The sequence below is a fragment of the Paraglaciecola sp. 25GB23A genome (assembly GCF_040012495.1).
In the GTDB taxonomy this organism is placed as follows: Bacteria; Pseudomonadota; Gammaproteobacteria; order Enterobacterales; family Alteromonadaceae; genus Paraglaciecola.
In genome coordinates this window covers 336,389-352,818 of the sequence record NZ_JBDYKM010000001.1, presented here as the reverse complement: position 1 = coordinate 352,818, position 16,430 = coordinate 336,389, and the positions used below count along the sequence as shown (strand labels likewise).

The window sequence follows — 16,430 nt, the reverse complement described above, 5'->3', positions numbered from 1 at the left end:
AGCAAAATCATAATAAGTTGCCCTGTTGCACCGCGTTTTCGGCTTGCTCGCTTAAGGACAAGGCTTCGGTTTCATCGATAAATTTCAGCACGTCATACAAATACTCAATTTTACCGGTGCCGATATAAATTTGTTTTTCAGCATTGGGTTTTAGCAAGTAACCAAGTTGAGTTAAGCGGTTAAATACCAATTTAAGTTGGCCATCCAATTGAGTACTGGTGGAGCCAAATAAACGATTACGCGAGATTTTTTCTAACTGTTCGGCAAAGGCTGGGGTATCTTCAATGGTGGTTTGCAATTCGTTTAAACGAATTGCCGCCCCTTGCGTGACTGGCACATCGGACCCATTGGCTTGCTGCACCAATAATAGCCATTCAACCAAGGGCATCAGTTGACTGGATATCTCTTGAAATTGACTACCCAGTTGCTTGCGTTCGTTATCATACAAACTCTGATATGCGGCAAAAAACACATCCCCCTCAGCCGCACTGGCCAAGGTCCGGTTGAGTATATTCAGCTGAGTTTCGACTTTGTCGCTGTTGCCCGAGGTTTTTAAATAACGCCAAGCCTCTTCATCACTAATTTGACAGATAAAAGCACCAGACAACAATAATTCTAAAATACGGCCTTGTTCAGTGATCATGCTTGTGCCTCCGGTTTACTGGTCTGCTGTTGACGAGCTTTAGCCTGTTTAAGGCGTTCAGTAATGGCACTCACCTTAGGCTCAACCACTTGTAATTGCCGTGTACCTTTATCAATCAGATAACGATTTTCAAATAAGGTCAGTACTTCTGATTCAGGATTAGGAAAGGCGCCCACAACGCAAATATTATTGTTTTGACAGGCATCAAAAATTTTCTTCACGTTGCTTTGGTGCAGGGTACCCAGCTCATCGATTGGCCAATGAATGGTCGCGTTGGCGCTACCACGTAATAAACGGGTAAAGGCCAATAAAAACTTACATAAAATCAAATAAGCCATACCATGACTAGAGGACTCATTCAGTTGGCGATCGGTGCGTATGATCAAATCACTGTTGCCTTCACGTAAATGTAATTCGATATCGAGTAACTTGCTGATCCCGCCAGTTAAGGCCGCCCGCCCTAGGATATCTAAGACCTTGCGCATACTTTGGGCGTAATCATCGTCTGGCAACTCATTGGCCCCTTCACTCATCCACTCGTGATAGAGTTTTTGAAATTGTGCGAGCTCTGGCCAAAATTCTAACTCACTGATGCGCGAACGTATTTTAACTGCTGACTCCGATACACCCTCTAAAAACAGTTCATCATCAACTTCTTTACTGATGCGTTTGCTTTGACTGGCAATGCGTTTATCAATGTCTTCCAGTACGTTGTAATACTGAGTTAAATCCGCCCCAAAAATTCTGCCTTGTTCACGTAAACCTTGCATTTTTTGTGGCACAATTTCATTTAACAAACGGGCTAAGTGGCTCACCAAACGGCGGTGATCCACCCCTCTTATGCCCTTATCATTCACATAAGCACACTCTTCTCGCGAACGCTCCCAGGTATCCGATAAACCTGTTCCAGCCTGCGCGGCAATAAGCTGGTCAAAATGTTCGACATAGGCTTTAATATCACTCAACAATGTTTCGCGATTTTGCAATAGGGCCTGACCTTCAGAAATACGCTGGGCAATATTTAAGGTTTCTGAGCCGGTATTCTGTGCGGCTAACTCCACCGCTACTAAGCTTATTTTAGCTAATAAGCGTTTGATATTCTGGACATCTAATTCCTGTTCTCTAGCGGTTTTTAGACCTTGTTCAAATTCGCTTTGTTGTTCTTTCAACTGGCCTATTAAGGCTTTAAACGCGGCTTGTTCTTGGCTTAACTCGCGCTCGGCAGTGCTGGCCACTTTTTTGGCTTTTGCCAGTTGCTGCTGCCAACTGAGTTTATGCCCAGTAAAAATAGTTTTGTACCAATGTTCATAATCTTTCACTTTATGGCGATGGGTTTCGGTATGCTGAATATCCTGCTTAAGCTGTTTGATCAGTTTTTGTAAACCACCTATTTCATCCACATCCACGCCCCGATTAGCTAATTCATCAGCCAACCACTGTTCAGATTTTTTCTTATCAAGCGCTGCTGTTTGCCGAGCCTTTTGAATATATTGCTCAACCTGATTGACTTGTTGCTGGGTGTCACCTAGTAGTTGTTGCCAATGAAATTGGTGTTCAGTTTGAGCTTCACGTAGTTGATCTTGCAAGGCCTGTTTAGACTCAGCATGCAAGGTTTGTTCTTTGCTTTGCTGTGTTTCATTTTTCTTTAGGGCGGTTTTATTATGCTGCTTACGCTCACTTAGAGCTTGGGCGTATTCTTGCTGCAATAGCTCTTTGTCTTGTTGCACACGCTTCCGCTTGGCTTCAGCTGTACGAGTATCACTTTCACATTTAGCGCAGAGTAATTCTTTGTTGCGCACTTCCTCGCTGGCTTTAGCAAGCAATAATTCGGCGTCATTTTGACTATCTAACAAACTGGCCAAAGTCTGTTGTGCCTCATGTAAACGCTGTTGTAAGGTTTGCTCAGACTGGGCATATTCAGGCACCGATACATTGCCAAGTTCTAGTTGTAAACCAAAAAGATTATCGTTTTTTTGGCTAAAACTGGGTTTTAAGTCACTGCGTTTAAGTAATTCTGGATGAATGACCTTACCCAGTTTTTGCTCCCAGCCAGGCTGTTCTTTACGCAGCACTTCTAACAAACTGTTATGACCAGGGTATAACAAGGCTTCAACTTTATTCACTTGCTGTTGCTGTTGTAAATACTGTTTTCTTGCTTGCTCCAACACCTCATTGGCTTTACTGCGCTGTTGCTGTGCTGTTTGATAACCTTGCTGGGCCGCGCGCAGTTTGTCGCGCGTATCATCTTCAATCAGGCTCAACTCTCTGATACTGGCGTCCAGTAAGTCGATTTGGCTTTGTTCAAACTCGCTAAAGCCGGCATTTTTTATGCTGGCACTTAAGGTCGCCTGCTGAATTTTAAGCTCGCCTAAACGCTGCTGAAATTCATCATTTAACTGGGTTTGTTGCTCAGCAAAGTCTTGTTTAATTTCTTGTAAGTGCTGTTGTTCTTGCGATTTCTGCTCAGATAACTTGTCTTGTAGTTGCTGCTTTTGCTCGCCAAAAGCTTCAAGATCCAAATTTAGCTTTTCGGTTAATTCAGCAATGCGTTTATTAAAGGCAGATTCAACGTCTTGGTGTTTTTCGGTCAATAGTTGATAGCGAGTATTGGCCGTGTCGAGTTCACTTGTCCATTGAGGCAGCAATTGCAAATTAGCCTGCAAGGTTTCAATATCTTGGCTTTGCCAGTCATCAAATTCTTTTTCGACTTGTTCGAGATCTTTTTCAAGTTTACGGCTGTCGGCTTTGGCGGCAGACAACTGCTGATTAAGCACATCACGTTTATTGGCCCACTCACCTTCTTGTTTTTTGACGTCGAGTAAAGTCTCGTCAAACTGACCTTGTAACTTAATAATATTGGCGGCTAATTTACTCAGGTCAAAATCAAATTGTAATTTCAACTCGGCTAAACGCCCTTCGTTTTGACTGAGTTCATGATCGGCCCGTTCTAACTTGGCAAATTGCGGGCGAATTTCATCAAACTCTTTGATTAAATGACATTCGCGGATCCAATCTTCAACCCGATTGCGACTTAAACTCGAGGTAGGCGGTTGCACGCCATCTTCTTCCAAGATGGCAGCTATCATGGCCTTGATGGTTTCCATCTTGCCTTCTTTTGAATGCACGGCCTTGGCTAGCTTTTCGATATGACGCAAATGATGACTGCTATCGCATAAACTAAAAATACGTGCATAACCGAGTAACTCTCGGTTATTGGCTGAACCATTTAATACCCCGCGGTCATTTTGCAATATCGCCCGGTAGTCTTTGGTATTAAGCAGGTTGGTGACCAAGATATTAGATCGTTTTAAGCTGCGCGCTAGTTCATTCATCGACACGCTGACATGTTCGCCCGCATTGTTTTTAAACAAATAGTCACTTAATTCAAAAGGTTTACCGATAAAACGATAATTCACCCCATTGCCGCCAGAGGCCAAGACGACTTGACATAAGTCCAGCTCATTACGCTCATATTCGTAAATAATAAAACTGGATTCACGCGGCAAATACCAACGCTCAAAACTATCGCGAGTCGCCGGCACAACTCGGCTAGGATATTCGCCATAAAAAACCGGGATCAAACGTTGTAAGGTGGTTTTACCCGAGGCGTTTGTGCCACAAATATTAGTGTGACCATTTAGTTTTAATTCCACCACGCCGGGTAGATGAGTATCAATAAGAATAATGCGATGTAAACCAGGCATAAACAACCTACTACTAGCTAAATTAACGCTTACCAACAGCACAAAAATGCTGAGTGGCTAGCAAAAAGAATGGGCCGAATATTACCGAGTTTTAATGCTAATGCATACCCTAGCAAGTCTGGTTTTATGCCGAAGAAGCCCAGTTTTAAGTAAATGGCTTGTCTGTTAAAAACGAAGCTAGTTATTTGCTTAAATAACCAACAACTCACTGGCCGCCACCTATACTTACCCATTAACGAATTTCGACAGATTATTTTGTCTTTGGGCTTAACTTTCGAGATAAACTGCGTAATATCATAGGCCTAGCCAGAAGTTTGCAGCTGTCTCATTTAGTTGAGTGCATTGGTGAGTTACTCGTCATTTTCACATAATTAACATGAGAGGCATTGTGTCCGCATTATTTGCTGAAATTCGCCGCCGTAAAGTATTTCAAACCTTTGTGCCTTACTTAGGTTTTGTCTGGCTGATTTTGCAAATAATCAGTGTTATTACCCCCATGTTCAATCTTTCACCCTTATTCAATACCTTAGTGGCCGTCATCTTATTCGCCGGCATGCCCATTATGCTGTATTTGTCGTGGTATTTTGACTTTACCCTAGATGGTTTATTGCCTATCCCTGATGCAGAGTCAGAGGAGGTATCACCTTTTGGTCTATCTCGCTGGGCAGTGCTCACCCTCATTACTTTGGGCTCAGGTTTCTTGGCCTATCGCTATTTTTCAACGGTACAAATTGAGTTTGCCAAGGCCAACGACGGTATTCAGCAAACTTTTATTGCCAACTCTATTGCCGTGCTGCCTTTTAAAGATGCCAGCGCAGACCAAGACCAAGCCTTTATAGCCCAAGGTTTAGCTGAAGAAATCACCAGCTTATTGGGTCGCACTAATGGTTTAAAAGTCGCGGCATCCAGTTCAACAAGCATATTGGCAGACAAGGGCCTTGATCCCGTCAGCATAGCCAGACGCTTACAGGTAGATACTGTATTAACTGGCAGTGTAAGAGTCACCGGTGACCAACTTAAAATCCGCGTAGAATTGATAAATGCCTTTGATGCCAAAGTTTTGTGGAGTGAATCCTTTGCACGTAAGTTCAGCGATATCTTCGCCGTTGAAAGTGAAATCGCCCGCTCAACGGTTAATATGCTGCAAGACACCTATATCGAAACCGGCTCATTAACCAACAATGCTGCCACCAAAAGCACTGATGCCTACGTGATTTATCTCAAAGGCCGTGAGGAATACCTCAAACAAACCACTGAATCTCTGAAAGAGGCGCGAAAGCTGTTTGAGCAAGCTATCGGCCTTGACCCAGAATATGCCCAAGCTTATGTGGCCTTGGCTGATACGGTTGCCTTACTGGCTGACGGTAGTCGTAATTTCGGTATACTAAAACCTGAGATAGCAAAACAGCTTGCCAGCCAACATTTAGCTAAGGCGCTGGTACGAGCACCAGAGTATGCAGAAGCCTATGCGGTACAAGGGCGAGTATTTGATTTAGGCAATGAGCAAGATTCAGCGCTTTCAGCATTCAACAAAGCAATAGAACTTAATCCCAGTTTAGCCATTGCCCATATGTGGAAATATTTGTTACTACGGGACATTGGACGAGAAAGTGAAGCGTTTTCTACTCTTAAGGTCGCATTAAGTTTGGATCCCGAATCTAGAACTCTGCAATTTAATTTAGGCACGGAGCTTAGCCGCAGAGGTGATTTGCATGAAGCAAAAAACCATTTCAACAACTTGGTAACAGAATATCCTTCTTCACCCCTAGGTTATGCTGGGTTAGCTGATATTGATTTTCAAGTTGGTAAACTGGCCATGAGTATGATGAATTGGCACAAGGCGAGTCAACTATCACCAGATAATACGACCTACAAGTTTCGATTTATCGGAATTCTTATTATGCTTAAATTTGATCAAGCAGTAGAACAGTTAACTGACGACCCGTTCTATCGGCCGCAACTTTTAATCAATAAAAATAAGCTCTCTGAATTGTTTGAATACATGAGCTTTCAAATTGCGGCTAATCCAGATGACCCTTGGATAAAATTTGAAGCTGGTTGGTATCAACTTTTACTTGGTGATAAATCACAGGGTATTTCAAACATGCAAGACATTTATCAAACCTTAGGCCCGAATGAATTGTATGCAATGCCATATTGCAGCCCAGCCATTGAGTTAGCTTGGGCCCTGCAACAGCTGAATAAAATCAATGAATCACAACTGTTGTTGAAAGAGTGTGAAATCAAATTAAATCAGGCGATAAAAAGTAACATTGTCGAAAAAAATCATACCTTCCTTACCGCTCGAATTGCTGCACTAACTAATAAAAATGAAGAAGCAATAAAATTGTTAGAGGAGCTTTATCAAACTGGTTGGCGTGAGTGGTGGACTGAATATGACCCTTTGTTTTCAGCCCTTGCTGACGACCAGAGATTCATAAAAATCGCTCAAGATATTCGCGCTGCTCTGAATGAACAGCGCGAGTTAGCTAAACCGAAATTAGTTGAATTGTCTCTGCCTACGAAGTCTGATTAATACAAACATAGCCGCCAATGATAAAACAATAGTTGGTGGTGAATTAACCTGATTTACTGCGGTAATCACAAGCCGAGTAGCGACTGACTTATTGTCAAACGTGGAGCCTAGTACCTGACCAGGAAGCCAACATTCTATATCATTAGGATCGGCGCCAACTTGAGCACAAATTTCTTGTGAGTTAACCCAAGCATATTGATAAAAAACATAACCGCTTGGTGCCGTTTGTTTAAAGTTAGCAAATACTTCGTATTCACCTACCTCCATGTTTGCTGGCATAGCCGTATCTAAATAAATATCTGCTTGTGTAGTTGAATCATTACGCGAAACAGTAGAAACTTCAGGCGAAATATAGCTTTCATCAAATGTTGCTGAGGTAATTTGCCAAAATGTTTCCTTAATCGTATTAGCAAATAAATGATCTAAAAAGCCAAACATTTGCAACTGTTCACCCTGGGCAAATTGCCAGTAGCAAGGCTCATTATAATCAGCAAGTTGAGATTGGTCACCGACAAAAGTATAACAATAATCTGGCACAGTATAAATTCTCTCTGAGCCTGACTCCATTACAACCTCAGCACTGCGACCAAACTGCGTGTAATAATCGTAAAACAAATAATTGCTATTGGTACTAATTTGCGTCTCTGGCACTAATAAAACGATTGTTGCAGAATTATTTGAAACTGTTCCTCGACCTACAGTTCGAATTAAGCCCGCATCGGCGATAAAGCTAACGAACAAACAACTGATGATGAGTATTTTAAATATTCTATACATGATAACTCCCTCTAATTTCTTTCTTAATGATTAGACTGGGACGACAGGCCGGACGGCCACTCAGAATTGTTCGAATTTTAATCAATATAGTTTGCCACTAGTGTGTTGTTATAGCAATTGCTATACATTAAGAAGTAGAGACTAACTATTAAGGATAAATAATATGTTAAGGCTTAGATTAAGACCTACACCCAAGTTCAGGCATTATGTTTTACCCCTTTTATTAATGCTCAGTGGAGGCACTTCAACAGTGCTATTTGCTGCTGAACCAGCTATGCAAGAGGCAACGATTTATACCAACGTGGGCGATATAAACATTGAACTATATATCCAGCAAGCGCCAATTACGGTCGCTAATTTTGTGCGTTATATACAAGCCGGCGCCTATGAAGGTGGCAGCTTTTATCGGGTGGTACGTTTAGACAACGACAATGGCAGCCCAAAGATTGAAGTTATTCAAGGCGGCGCAAATCCTGACTTCAAAGACTTTGCGCCCATTCCTTTAGAGAATACGGAAAAGACCGGAATTAAACATCTGGACGGTGTACTGTCTATGGCACGAGGTGAGCCGAACTCCGCCACCCAAGCATTTTTTATTTGTATTGGCGAGCAACCTGCCCTAGACAAAGGGGCACTGCGTAATCCAGATGGTCAAGGCTTTGCCGCTTTTGCACGGGTTATTTCAGGTATGGAAGTTGTTAAGTTGATTCATCAAAACCGTGATGCAATAGAAGTGGATGATCCTTATATTCAGGGACAAATATTGTCCGAGCCGGTTACAATTTTGAAAATAAGCCTGCAAAATTAGTGATCACATTAAGATAACTTAGCGTAAAACTACTGTAATTTAATTAAAGGATTAACCATGTTTTCTTTCTTCAAATCAGACCCCACTAAAAAGCTTCGAAAGACCTACGATCAATTATCAACAGACGCTATGTTAGCGCAGCGCAAAGGCGATATTCGGAAGTACTCCGAACTCACTGCCGAAGCAGAAAAACTGTGGCAACAAATTCTTGATATTGAAACTCAAAAAAAGTCTTAAGCCTACTTTGGTGGCGAAAATCCCTAATTTATCCCACACTCTGCTAACTAAATTGATGAGAGTGGGAGCTTAGCCGTGAGTTTTAAGCAATATCGCAAAGTATTTTTGGATTACCAGCAAGGTCATGTTGTGGCCCTAGGTTTATTCCGCCATGCGAATGATCAAAAACGTGACGCTGTGTTAAGTGACGAAGATAAAGTCAGCTTGCAGGATGCCGTCAGCAAAGCTGCAAAAGGTGAGTTGGTGACTGTTTTATTGGGCGGTTTCAATAGCAGTAACAAGGCTTTGATACTCAATAAACTCGCGCATTTAAGTCATTCTTTGCTTTATATTCTTGACCTTGCTCAACTAAGCACAGATTACATTGGTGAAACCGAAAAAAATCTGGCGCGCATTGTCGCTGAAGCACAGAGCAGTGAGGCCATATTGTTTTTTGATGAGGCCGATTCATTATTTGGCCGTCGCAACGCATTGCAAGAAGACTATGATAGCTACGCTAATCAGCAGGTAAGTTACCTGCTTAAATTATGTAGCCAACACGCCAAACTTTATGTATTGGCAACTGACGACCCGGCTATTTATGACTTACTGCAAAAACGAGTAAGCTATGCTATTCGCGCCAAAAGTGACTAGTGCACAAACCGTTTCGAACTAAAACTTAAGCCAACTTATGACCTAATGTAAGGCCGACACTTTCAATATCAGAAAGCACTTCTAGGTTAGCAAGCGCCAACTGACATCCCTGACTATTCAGACTATGCTGGACCGAGCAATCAACCTGCCACTGACGTAATACATAAGCGGCGATGGCCGCGCGTAAATGTAAAATCAACTTCCCTTCTTGCATAGCATAATCAAGTTCGATGGCAAGACTGCTGGACAAACTTGGGTGTGGAATTAAACAAAGCGTGACCATGCGCTGCCACTGTTCGTCATAGGCACTGGCTTCGTGTACCCGTATATCAGCCGATATTGCACTGACCTTGGTAAAGCGAGTACACACAAAATCGCGGAATTTATTAGTCTTACGATCATAAGCGCGCACATGCCAACGATGACCATTATTCACAATTGAATGGGGCACGATAGCCCGTTCACTCTCACCTGAAGATACCGAAACATAAGAGCACTTAATGGCCTGTTTATTGTGAATGGCTCGCATAATACTGGCAATAATGTTGGCATCAGGATGAATAAGTCGCACCGCATCAAAACATTGGTCAGAGGGCTGCACACCGCTTGAAATACCATTACCAAAACCACGACTAAGGGAAGTTAGAATGACTTCAGGGTTATGCTTAAATAAGGGCTTAAATTGCTCGCACCGATGATAACGCTTGGTCTGGTGCATCAGTTGTAAATTGTCTGGCGCTAGCTCTTTATAGGTACTGAAATCGCGCGTGCTGGCGGCTAACCCGGTTTGAAAACGTTGAATAAGATCAGTACGGGCCACTTGACCAAAATACTGCAAACTAAAATCGATAAAGGCCAATCGGTCTTGTTGAGCGTGACCCAATAAAGTAATAGCTTGTTTTGTATCCAGAGTGGGTTGTGGCATTGGCATAGACTCATTTTGATGATGTCAAAAAAGCATAAACCAAGCTTGAGAAAGATGCAATCATTATGATGGCATCTTAATAATCATTATAAGCATTAAACTTTTTTTACGCTTAAGCAGGTAAGGGCAAACTACCATGATGCAAAAAATCACTGAGATAAAAATTATAGGGTTGACCCTGCCCTGCTTGAGTAAAACTGACTTTATCGGGATGGCTTAAACATAACCAATTTTGGCAAGATTCTGGCTCTTTTGATGTGATCGCCTGTGGCATTGCAATCGCAATGTTAATCCCCTCGTCACTCCTTGCTGAACAATAACGTATTACCGCAACCTGTTTTTCTAGCTGCAAATACTGCCCCACTGTTTGGCAAAACTGGTAGCTATCAACACTTATTAAAGCAGCTTTAATTGGGTCAAAATGTCCTGAACTTAAGTCTGCACATTGGCTAGTATTGATCTGTAAACTAAACATCATATGCTGGGATTGGACTGGATGTTGATAAGGAACCTGCAGATGATGAAAAAAAACAAATCGATAGTAGGCCACTTCGGCGAGCACTGTATGCTCGTTTTCGCTGGCATAAAAAAAGCTGGGTAACAGACGCGTACCAAAGCGTGAGCCGTATTTTAGTGGAGGATAGCGAAAAGGTGTTTTAAGCAAATAATGCATGTGCTCCGTATCTGCACGATAACGGGGTTTGACCTCATCGAGCATTTGCTCAAGTAAGTATTGCTCATCGAGATCATCAACCAATTTCATGGTGGCAGCCACTTCTTGAGTTTCAACAAAACGTTTCACCCGCCCCGCATAATTAACGGGACAATGACTGTGTTTATATAGCTCAGTAAAATCTGCTAAGGAAAACATTAGCGTTTATATTTTCCCGCGCATGGCATCAAGATAATCATTGGTTTGCATTAGGCCTTGCACAGTTTGCACCAACTCAAGGGGTTTTCCGCCCAAGGCATTGTTGGGCGTACTCAACCAATGACGCATAAAACCTTGGTCGCCACCTGAAATAGCAAATAAAGAGCGATATAGTCGGATAAAATGCAGCGATAACTCAGAAGATTTTGACTCTAGCCCTAGACCGATGCCTTCTTTGCGGGACAAAGTAGAACGATTTACCCCAATAATCTTGCCGGCTATTACCTTGCTAATGCCCAATTCAGCACAAGCATTGTTAAAGGCTTTTAGCAAAACCGACGCTCGGTCTTTTGACTCTTTTATATTCGCCAAAGCTGACATCGTTGACTCCTCTAGTTTTTGCAAAACTACACTAAGCATTAAGCGCTTGAATTCTGTTCAACTTTACGCCAATACGTTGCAAAAGTCACATTTTTTGCCATTAAATTGCAAATGTAGCAATAAAAAAGAATTTTCTGTCTGCCCCTTTGAGCAGAACATGCTTAAAAAGATTTGAATTAATCCTGTATAAGGTCATTATGAAGGCAGAATGACCTTGATTTATTAGTGAGCACCTCATGAAAGCAATCGCCTATTACTCATCCTTACCTATTTTGCATGACGATGCTTTGGTCGACATCGAAATTGAACAACCTATTGCCACAGGCCGCGACTTGCTGGTAAAAATTAGCGCCATCTCAGTTAACCCCGTGGATTGTAAAATTCGCAAAAATGTTGATCCTCAAGGGCAAGCAAAAATATTAGGTTGGGATGCAGTCGGCGTAGTCGAAGATGTTGGCGATGAAGTCAGTTTATTTAAGATTGGCGATTCGGTGTATTATGCAGGGGATATCACTCGCAGTGGCAGCAATGCTGAGTATCAATTAATCGATGAGCGCCTTGTGGGTTTCAAACCTCGCACTCTTAGCGACGCTGAAGCGGCAGCGCTGCCGCTAACGTCGATAACTGCTTGGGAAATGTTGTTTGAGCGCCTTGATATAAACAAACCGGCGAACCGCAACCCCTTGTTACTAGTAATAGGTGGTGCAGGGGGAGTGGGCTCAATCCTGATCCAACTGGCTAAACATCTCAGCCAAGCAACTGTTATTGCCACGGCTTCCCGCCAACAAAGTCAAGCCTGGGTGAAAGACCTCGGTGCAGATTATGTGCTCGACCATAGCCAGCCTCTTAAAGCACAAATAGAGGCCTTAAACTTGGGGCAAGTCAGTCACGTTGCCTGCACCACCCACGCAGACGAACACTTTGTGGCTCTAATCGAACTATTAAAACCACAAGGTAAACTCGGCATCATTGAATTTTCTGGCAGCGCGATAGACCTTAATTTACTCAAGGATAAGAGCATCTCTTTGCACTGGGAGTTTATGTTCACACGGGGCAAATACCAAACTGAAGATATGATAGAGCAACACCACTTACTCAATCGTATCGCCACCCTCATCGATGAAGGCTTGGTAAAAAGTACTTTAGGTAAAAACTTGGGGAGCATCAATGCTAAAAATTTACGTGCATCACATGTACTCAGCGAGAGTAACAAGACCATTGGCAAAATTGTATTAGAGGGCTTTTAAGCTTTAAACCCAAACCATATGGGCGTCTAAAAGCGGCACTAGCACCTAAGTCAAACACAACACTGTTGGGTCTTTGTTAGTTATTCTCTTTCTCATCGAGAATATCTTGAGTCTTCCGGCTGCGCCATTCAGCAGCCACTAGTAGCATCATAAGCAGTAAGCCTACTGCGACAAATATTGTAGTCATGTTCATTCCTAATTGATTGTCGATGACGCACCACATCGCAAAACGAGATTTTAGCTAAATCGCTAATCTTTATAAGCCTGAAAGGTACGTTCAGCGCAGCCCTATTGGCGCACTATTCAGTGGATTAGCGTAATTTGAGGAAAATTAACTCTCAAGTGAAGATTCACACCCATTCATACTTGAGTTCTAGTCAATAGAAGCAAATTATACACCAAAAATGCATTCAATATCGGCTTAAAAAATAATCATTTTAAATCAGATAGATAGTGATGAATACTAAGAGAATTTTAACACTCACAGTTGCAAGTGGCCCTAACATGCGCGACTAGAGTGCATTTTTAGGATTTTATTGACCTAACATGAAACAGTATAATGAAAACTGTCTTTGAGCGACGATGAATAGGTATGTCATCTAAACTGCATTACAATGGGCGTATTCAAACGAACAGAGATGAACGACTATGACAGATAAAATGAATGAAGATGCCTTGATGGCGCTAAAAATAGCCTTTAGTTATATGCCTAAAGCGATTGAAGTAAATAAGTATGAATATGGTGAGCGTTATACCAAAGTGCTTGAACATATTGAGACCGTGCGTGAAGAATTACTTGCAAACGACGTTGATCCAGAAGAGGTTTATGGCGAGATAAACCCAGACAATACACCTAACTCTTGTTATTAATTCTACTGGTTAATTTTCAATTCGTCGTTTGATAACACCTCGATATCATTAGTGAGTGAAACCACTGAGGTGTCAGTTAAACCATTGTAGACGGCACGGATGTGGTTCTGGAGATCGAGCAATACTAAATTTTAGCTAGGTAAAAAATCTTGTTTTCGACGTTTTCACCAAGATCTGCATTGGCTTGATAGTCATTGCGAGTAAACACAACTATTTCATCTATATCGCTGGCCTAGTGCTGTCTATTCTGGTTTGGCATCAATAGTTTTCAAAGAGCGCAAAAAAAGGCCTAAACCACCTGAGGTGCCACCTGCTCCGCGCATTTGTATTTCCTTGTTTAGTTCTTAACTAACTAAAAAAATCATTAATGAATATTTTGCAGTTTTACTCCGCCAGCATAAATTTTGCTGACAGCGCCTTAACTTGTTAAGCCACAATACCTGCTGCTCTGTAAAGCTGTAAATGCACCTCAACTAAAGCCTTGATATCACGCTGATAGCCTCCACCGATCACGGCTGCAATAGGCAAACCTTTTTGGGCACAAATATCAAAAACTAACTTATCACGCTGATATACCCCATCAGTGGTGATGTTTAGATGGCCTAAGTCATCATTGATATGAATATCAACGCCCGCATCATAGATAACAGCGTCAGGACCAAAGGTATTTAGGGCCAAATTTAAGGCCTGATCAACGGTTTCTAAGTATTCAAGATCTTCGGTGCCTTTGGCAAGGTTAAAGTCAAGATCGGAAACTTGTTTGCGCGCTGGAAAATTCTTCTCACCATGAATCGACACGGTATAAACCTGTGAATTATTGGCGGCTAATTTGGCGGTACCATCTCCTTGATGCACATCACAATCAAAAATCAGTACCTTATCAACTCCTTTAGTTTGCAACATGCTTAATGCGGCTAAATACAAATCATTAAATAAACAGAAACCCGAGCCATAATTGGCAAAAGCGTGATGATAACCGCCTGTTAGATTTAATGCTTTGCCCTGCTCTAAAGCCAGTTGAGCGGTCAATACTGTTCCACCAACTGCAGTAAGTGAACGTCTTATCAGTTGTTCTGACCAAGGAAAGCCAATCCGGCGCATTGCTTTTGGATCAAGGGTGCCACTGACTAATTGCTTAACATAGAGAGGATTATATACCTGGCACAGCTGTTTTTCTGTCATTGGTGTAGGCGCAATAAAGCGTGATTCAGGTATCTGTAATTCGCATAAACGATCATGGATCCCTTGATATTTTTCAATAGGGAAGCGATGACGAATGGGTAACTCTAGTTGACTATAAATCGGATGAAAAACTAATGGGCTCATTTACAAACCATATGATAAGAATTAGCGTATCTGTATAGTGAATACGATAAAAAAGCCTTAAAGGAATACTACCCTACTGTGAATAAGCCACAATATCTAACAAAAATTCTCTTACCACTTTTATTTATCGCTAGCATGATAAGCCTAGCAAACGCAGAAGTGATTTATCAAGACCAAGCAAAATTACATCAGATTGTTGGCCAAATATCGCCTGCTAACATCGAAAAAGACATCACTAAGCTAGTAAACTTTGGTACTCGTCATACGCTGTCTGAAACTGAGTCTGAGACTCGCGGCATTGGCGCAGCAAGGCGTTGGATTAAAAGTGAATTCGAACAAATTAGCGCCAATTGTGGCGGTTGTTTAGAGGTGTATTATCAAACCCAAGTGATACAAGATGAAAAACGTATTCCCGGACCAACAGAAGTCGTCAGTGTTATCGCAATTCAAAGGGGTATAAGTGATCCGAATCGATACGTATTGATGTCTGGTGACATTGATTCCCGTGTATCGGATGTGATGGATTTCACCTCTGATTCTCCTGGCGCCAATGACAACGCCTCAGGCCTTGCTGGCACCCTAGAAGCGGCGCGCGTACTAAGCCAGTATAAATTTAATGGCAGCATTGTCTATGCAGCTCTTGCCGGAGAAGAGCAGGGATTATTCGGCGGTAAGATTCTCGCCGCAGCAGCACAAAAAGCCGGATGGCGACTCAAGGCCGTGCTAAACAACGATATGATTGGCAATATCGCCGGTATCAACGGTGTTATCAATAACAGTAGTGCGCGAGTATTTGCCGAAGGTACTCGGGTCAACGAAACCAAAGAAGAGGCGAATAGCCGACGCTTTACTGGTGGAGAAGTTGATTCACCTAGTCGTAACTTAGCCCGCTATATAGACTGGATTGCCGACCGTTATATTCCCAATTTAGATACTATGGTCATCTATCGACTCGACCGTTTTGGTCGCGGTGGACACCATCGCCCGTTTAACGACTTAGGTTTTCCAGCCGTGCGTATTATGGAAACCAACGAAAACTATAATCGGCAACATCAAGATTTACGCTCTGAAAAGGGTATCGAATACGGTGACACCCTAACTGGTGTTAATTTTCCCTATGTTGCCAAACTCACTTCGTTAAACGCAGCGTCGTTGGCCAGTATGGCTTGGGCTCCCTCGCCACCAGCTAAGGTAAGCTTCAAAGGGGCCGTTCAAGCGAGCACAACCTTAAGGTGGCAGGCCTTAGACAAACAACAAAATCCTCAACTGGCTGGCTACAAAATTTACTGGCGTTATACTGATGCGCCGCAGTGGCAATACAGTAAATATGTTGGCGATGTTAGTGAGTACACCTTAGAAAATGTGGTTATCGACAACTACTTTTTTGGCCTTGCCAGTGTGAGTAAAGACGGATTTGAGAGTCCTGTGGTATTTCCGGGACCAGCTGGCTCTTTCGGTGAGTAAACCCCAGA

At 42.4% G+C, this 16,430-nt stretch carries 14 protein-coding genes; 7 read left to right on the top strand and 7 right to left on the bottom strand.

Features of this window, described 5'->3' with window-relative positions; genetic code table 11:
- Positions 1 to 7: 7 nt before the first annotated feature.
- The gene (locus ABKW31_RS01490; RefSeq protein ID WP_348614387.1) at positions 8 to 643 is read right to left on the bottom strand and encodes a hypothetical protein; all 636 of its coding nucleotides are present in this window, start codon (positions 641 to 643) and stop codon (positions 8 to 10) included.
- Positions 640 to 4,347 (bottom strand): ATP-binding protein, encoded by a 3,708-nt coding sequence (locus ABKW31_RS01485; RefSeq protein WP_348614385.1) that lies wholly within the window; start codon positions 4,345 to 4,347, stop codon positions 640 to 642. Before ABKW31_RS01485 ends, ABKW31_RS01490 begins: the two co-directional genes overlap by 4 nt.
- Positions 4,348 to 4,735: 388 nt before the next feature.
- Here ABKW31_RS01485 and ABKW31_RS01480 point away from each other — a divergent pair, with 388 nt between their 5' ends.
- On the top strand, positions 4,736 to 6,883 hold the full coding sequence (locus ABKW31_RS01480) for a tetratricopeptide repeat protein (RefSeq protein ID WP_348614383.1): 2,148 nt from the start codon (positions 4,736 to 4,738) through the stop codon (positions 6,881 to 6,883).
- On the opposite strand, the gene ABKW31_RS01475 is transcribed toward ABKW31_RS01480, so the two are convergent.
- On the bottom strand, positions 6,848 to 7,660 hold the full coding sequence (locus tag ABKW31_RS01475) for a hypothetical protein (protein ID WP_348614381.1): 813 nt from the start codon (positions 7,658 to 7,660) through the stop codon (positions 6,848 to 6,850). The two genes, ABKW31_RS01480 and ABKW31_RS01475, sit on opposite strands and share 36 nt — an antisense overlap.
- 163 nt (positions 7,661 to 7,823) lie before the next feature.
- Here ABKW31_RS01475 and ABKW31_RS01470 point away from each other — a divergent pair, with 163 nt between their 5' ends.
- The 3 genes from ABKW31_RS01470 to ABKW31_RS01460 all read left to right on the top strand — a co-directional run bounded on the left by ABKW31_RS01470 (position 7,824) and on the right by ABKW31_RS01460 (position 9,338).
- Positions 7,824 to 8,468 carry a peptidylprolyl isomerase gene (locus ABKW31_RS01470; RefSeq protein WP_348614379.1) on the top strand — a complete coding sequence of 215 codons (645 nt, stop codon included), beginning with the start codon at positions 7,824 to 7,826 and terminating at the stop codon, positions 8,466 to 8,468.
- Positions 8,469 to 8,525: 57 nt separating this feature from the next.
- Positions 8,526 to 8,705: a DUF6435 family protein gene (locus tag ABKW31_RS01465; protein ID WP_348614377.1), complete on the top strand. Its 180-nt coding sequence runs from the start codon at positions 8,526 to 8,528 to the stop codon at positions 8,703 to 8,705.
- Between the two features lie 75 nt (positions 8,706 to 8,780).
- On the top strand, positions 8,781 to 9,338 hold the full coding sequence (locus ABKW31_RS01460; RefSeq protein ID WP_348614375.1) for an AAA family ATPase: 558 nt from the start codon (positions 8,781 to 8,783) through the stop codon (positions 9,336 to 9,338).
- Between the two features lie 25 nt (positions 9,339 to 9,363).
- Here the strand turns inward: ABKW31_RS01460 and ABKW31_RS01455 are convergent, their stop codons facing one another.
- The 3 genes from ABKW31_RS01455 to ABKW31_RS01445 form a co-directional block, all read right to left on the bottom strand.
- Positions 9,364 to 10,263, bottom strand: a complete 900-nt coding sequence (locus tag ABKW31_RS01455; protein ID WP_348614374.1) for a WYL domain-containing protein — start codon at positions 10,261 to 10,263, stop codon at positions 9,364 to 9,366.
- A gap of 112 nt (positions 10,264 to 10,375) precedes the next feature.
- Positions 10,376 to 11,134 carry an RES family NAD+ phosphorylase gene (locus tag ABKW31_RS01450; protein ID WP_348614373.1) on the bottom strand — a complete coding sequence of 253 codons (759 nt, stop codon included), beginning with the start codon at positions 11,132 to 11,134 and terminating at the stop codon, positions 10,376 to 10,378.
- A gap of 6 nt (positions 11,135 to 11,140) precedes the next feature.
- On the bottom strand, positions 11,141 to 11,515 hold the full coding sequence (locus ABKW31_RS01445) for an MbcA/ParS/Xre antitoxin family protein (RefSeq protein ID WP_348614372.1): 375 nt from the start codon (positions 11,513 to 11,515) through the stop codon (positions 11,141 to 11,143).
- A gap of 236 nt (positions 11,516 to 11,751) precedes the next feature.
- Here ABKW31_RS01445 and ABKW31_RS01440 point away from each other — a divergent pair, with 236 nt between their 5' ends.
- On the top strand, positions 11,752 to 12,762 hold the full coding sequence (locus ABKW31_RS01440) for a zinc-binding alcohol dehydrogenase family protein (RefSeq protein ID WP_348614371.1): 1,011 nt from the start codon (positions 11,752 to 11,754) through the stop codon (positions 12,760 to 12,762).
- A gap of 648 nt (positions 12,763 to 13,410) precedes the next feature.
- Complete coding sequence (locus tag ABKW31_RS01435; RefSeq protein WP_348614369.1) at positions 13,411 to 13,632, top strand: penicillin-binding protein; 222 nt, start codon at positions 13,411 to 13,413, stop codon at positions 13,630 to 13,632.
- Positions 13,633 to 14,058: 426 nt separating this feature from the next.
- On the opposite strand, the gene ABKW31_RS01430 is transcribed toward ABKW31_RS01435, so the two are convergent.
- Complete coding sequence (locus tag ABKW31_RS01430; protein ID WP_348614368.1) at positions 14,059 to 14,958, bottom strand: histone deacetylase; 900 nt, start codon at positions 14,956 to 14,958, stop codon at positions 14,059 to 14,061.
- Between the two features lie 135 nt (positions 14,959 to 15,093).
- Here ABKW31_RS01430 and ABKW31_RS01425 point away from each other — a divergent pair, with 135 nt between their 5' ends.
- The gene (locus ABKW31_RS01425) at positions 15,094 to 16,422 is read left to right on the top strand and encodes a M28 family metallopeptidase (RefSeq protein WP_348615174.1); all 1,329 of its coding nucleotides are present in this window, start codon (positions 15,094 to 15,096) and stop codon (positions 16,420 to 16,422) included.
- Positions 16,423 to 16,430 lie beyond the last annotated feature (8 nt).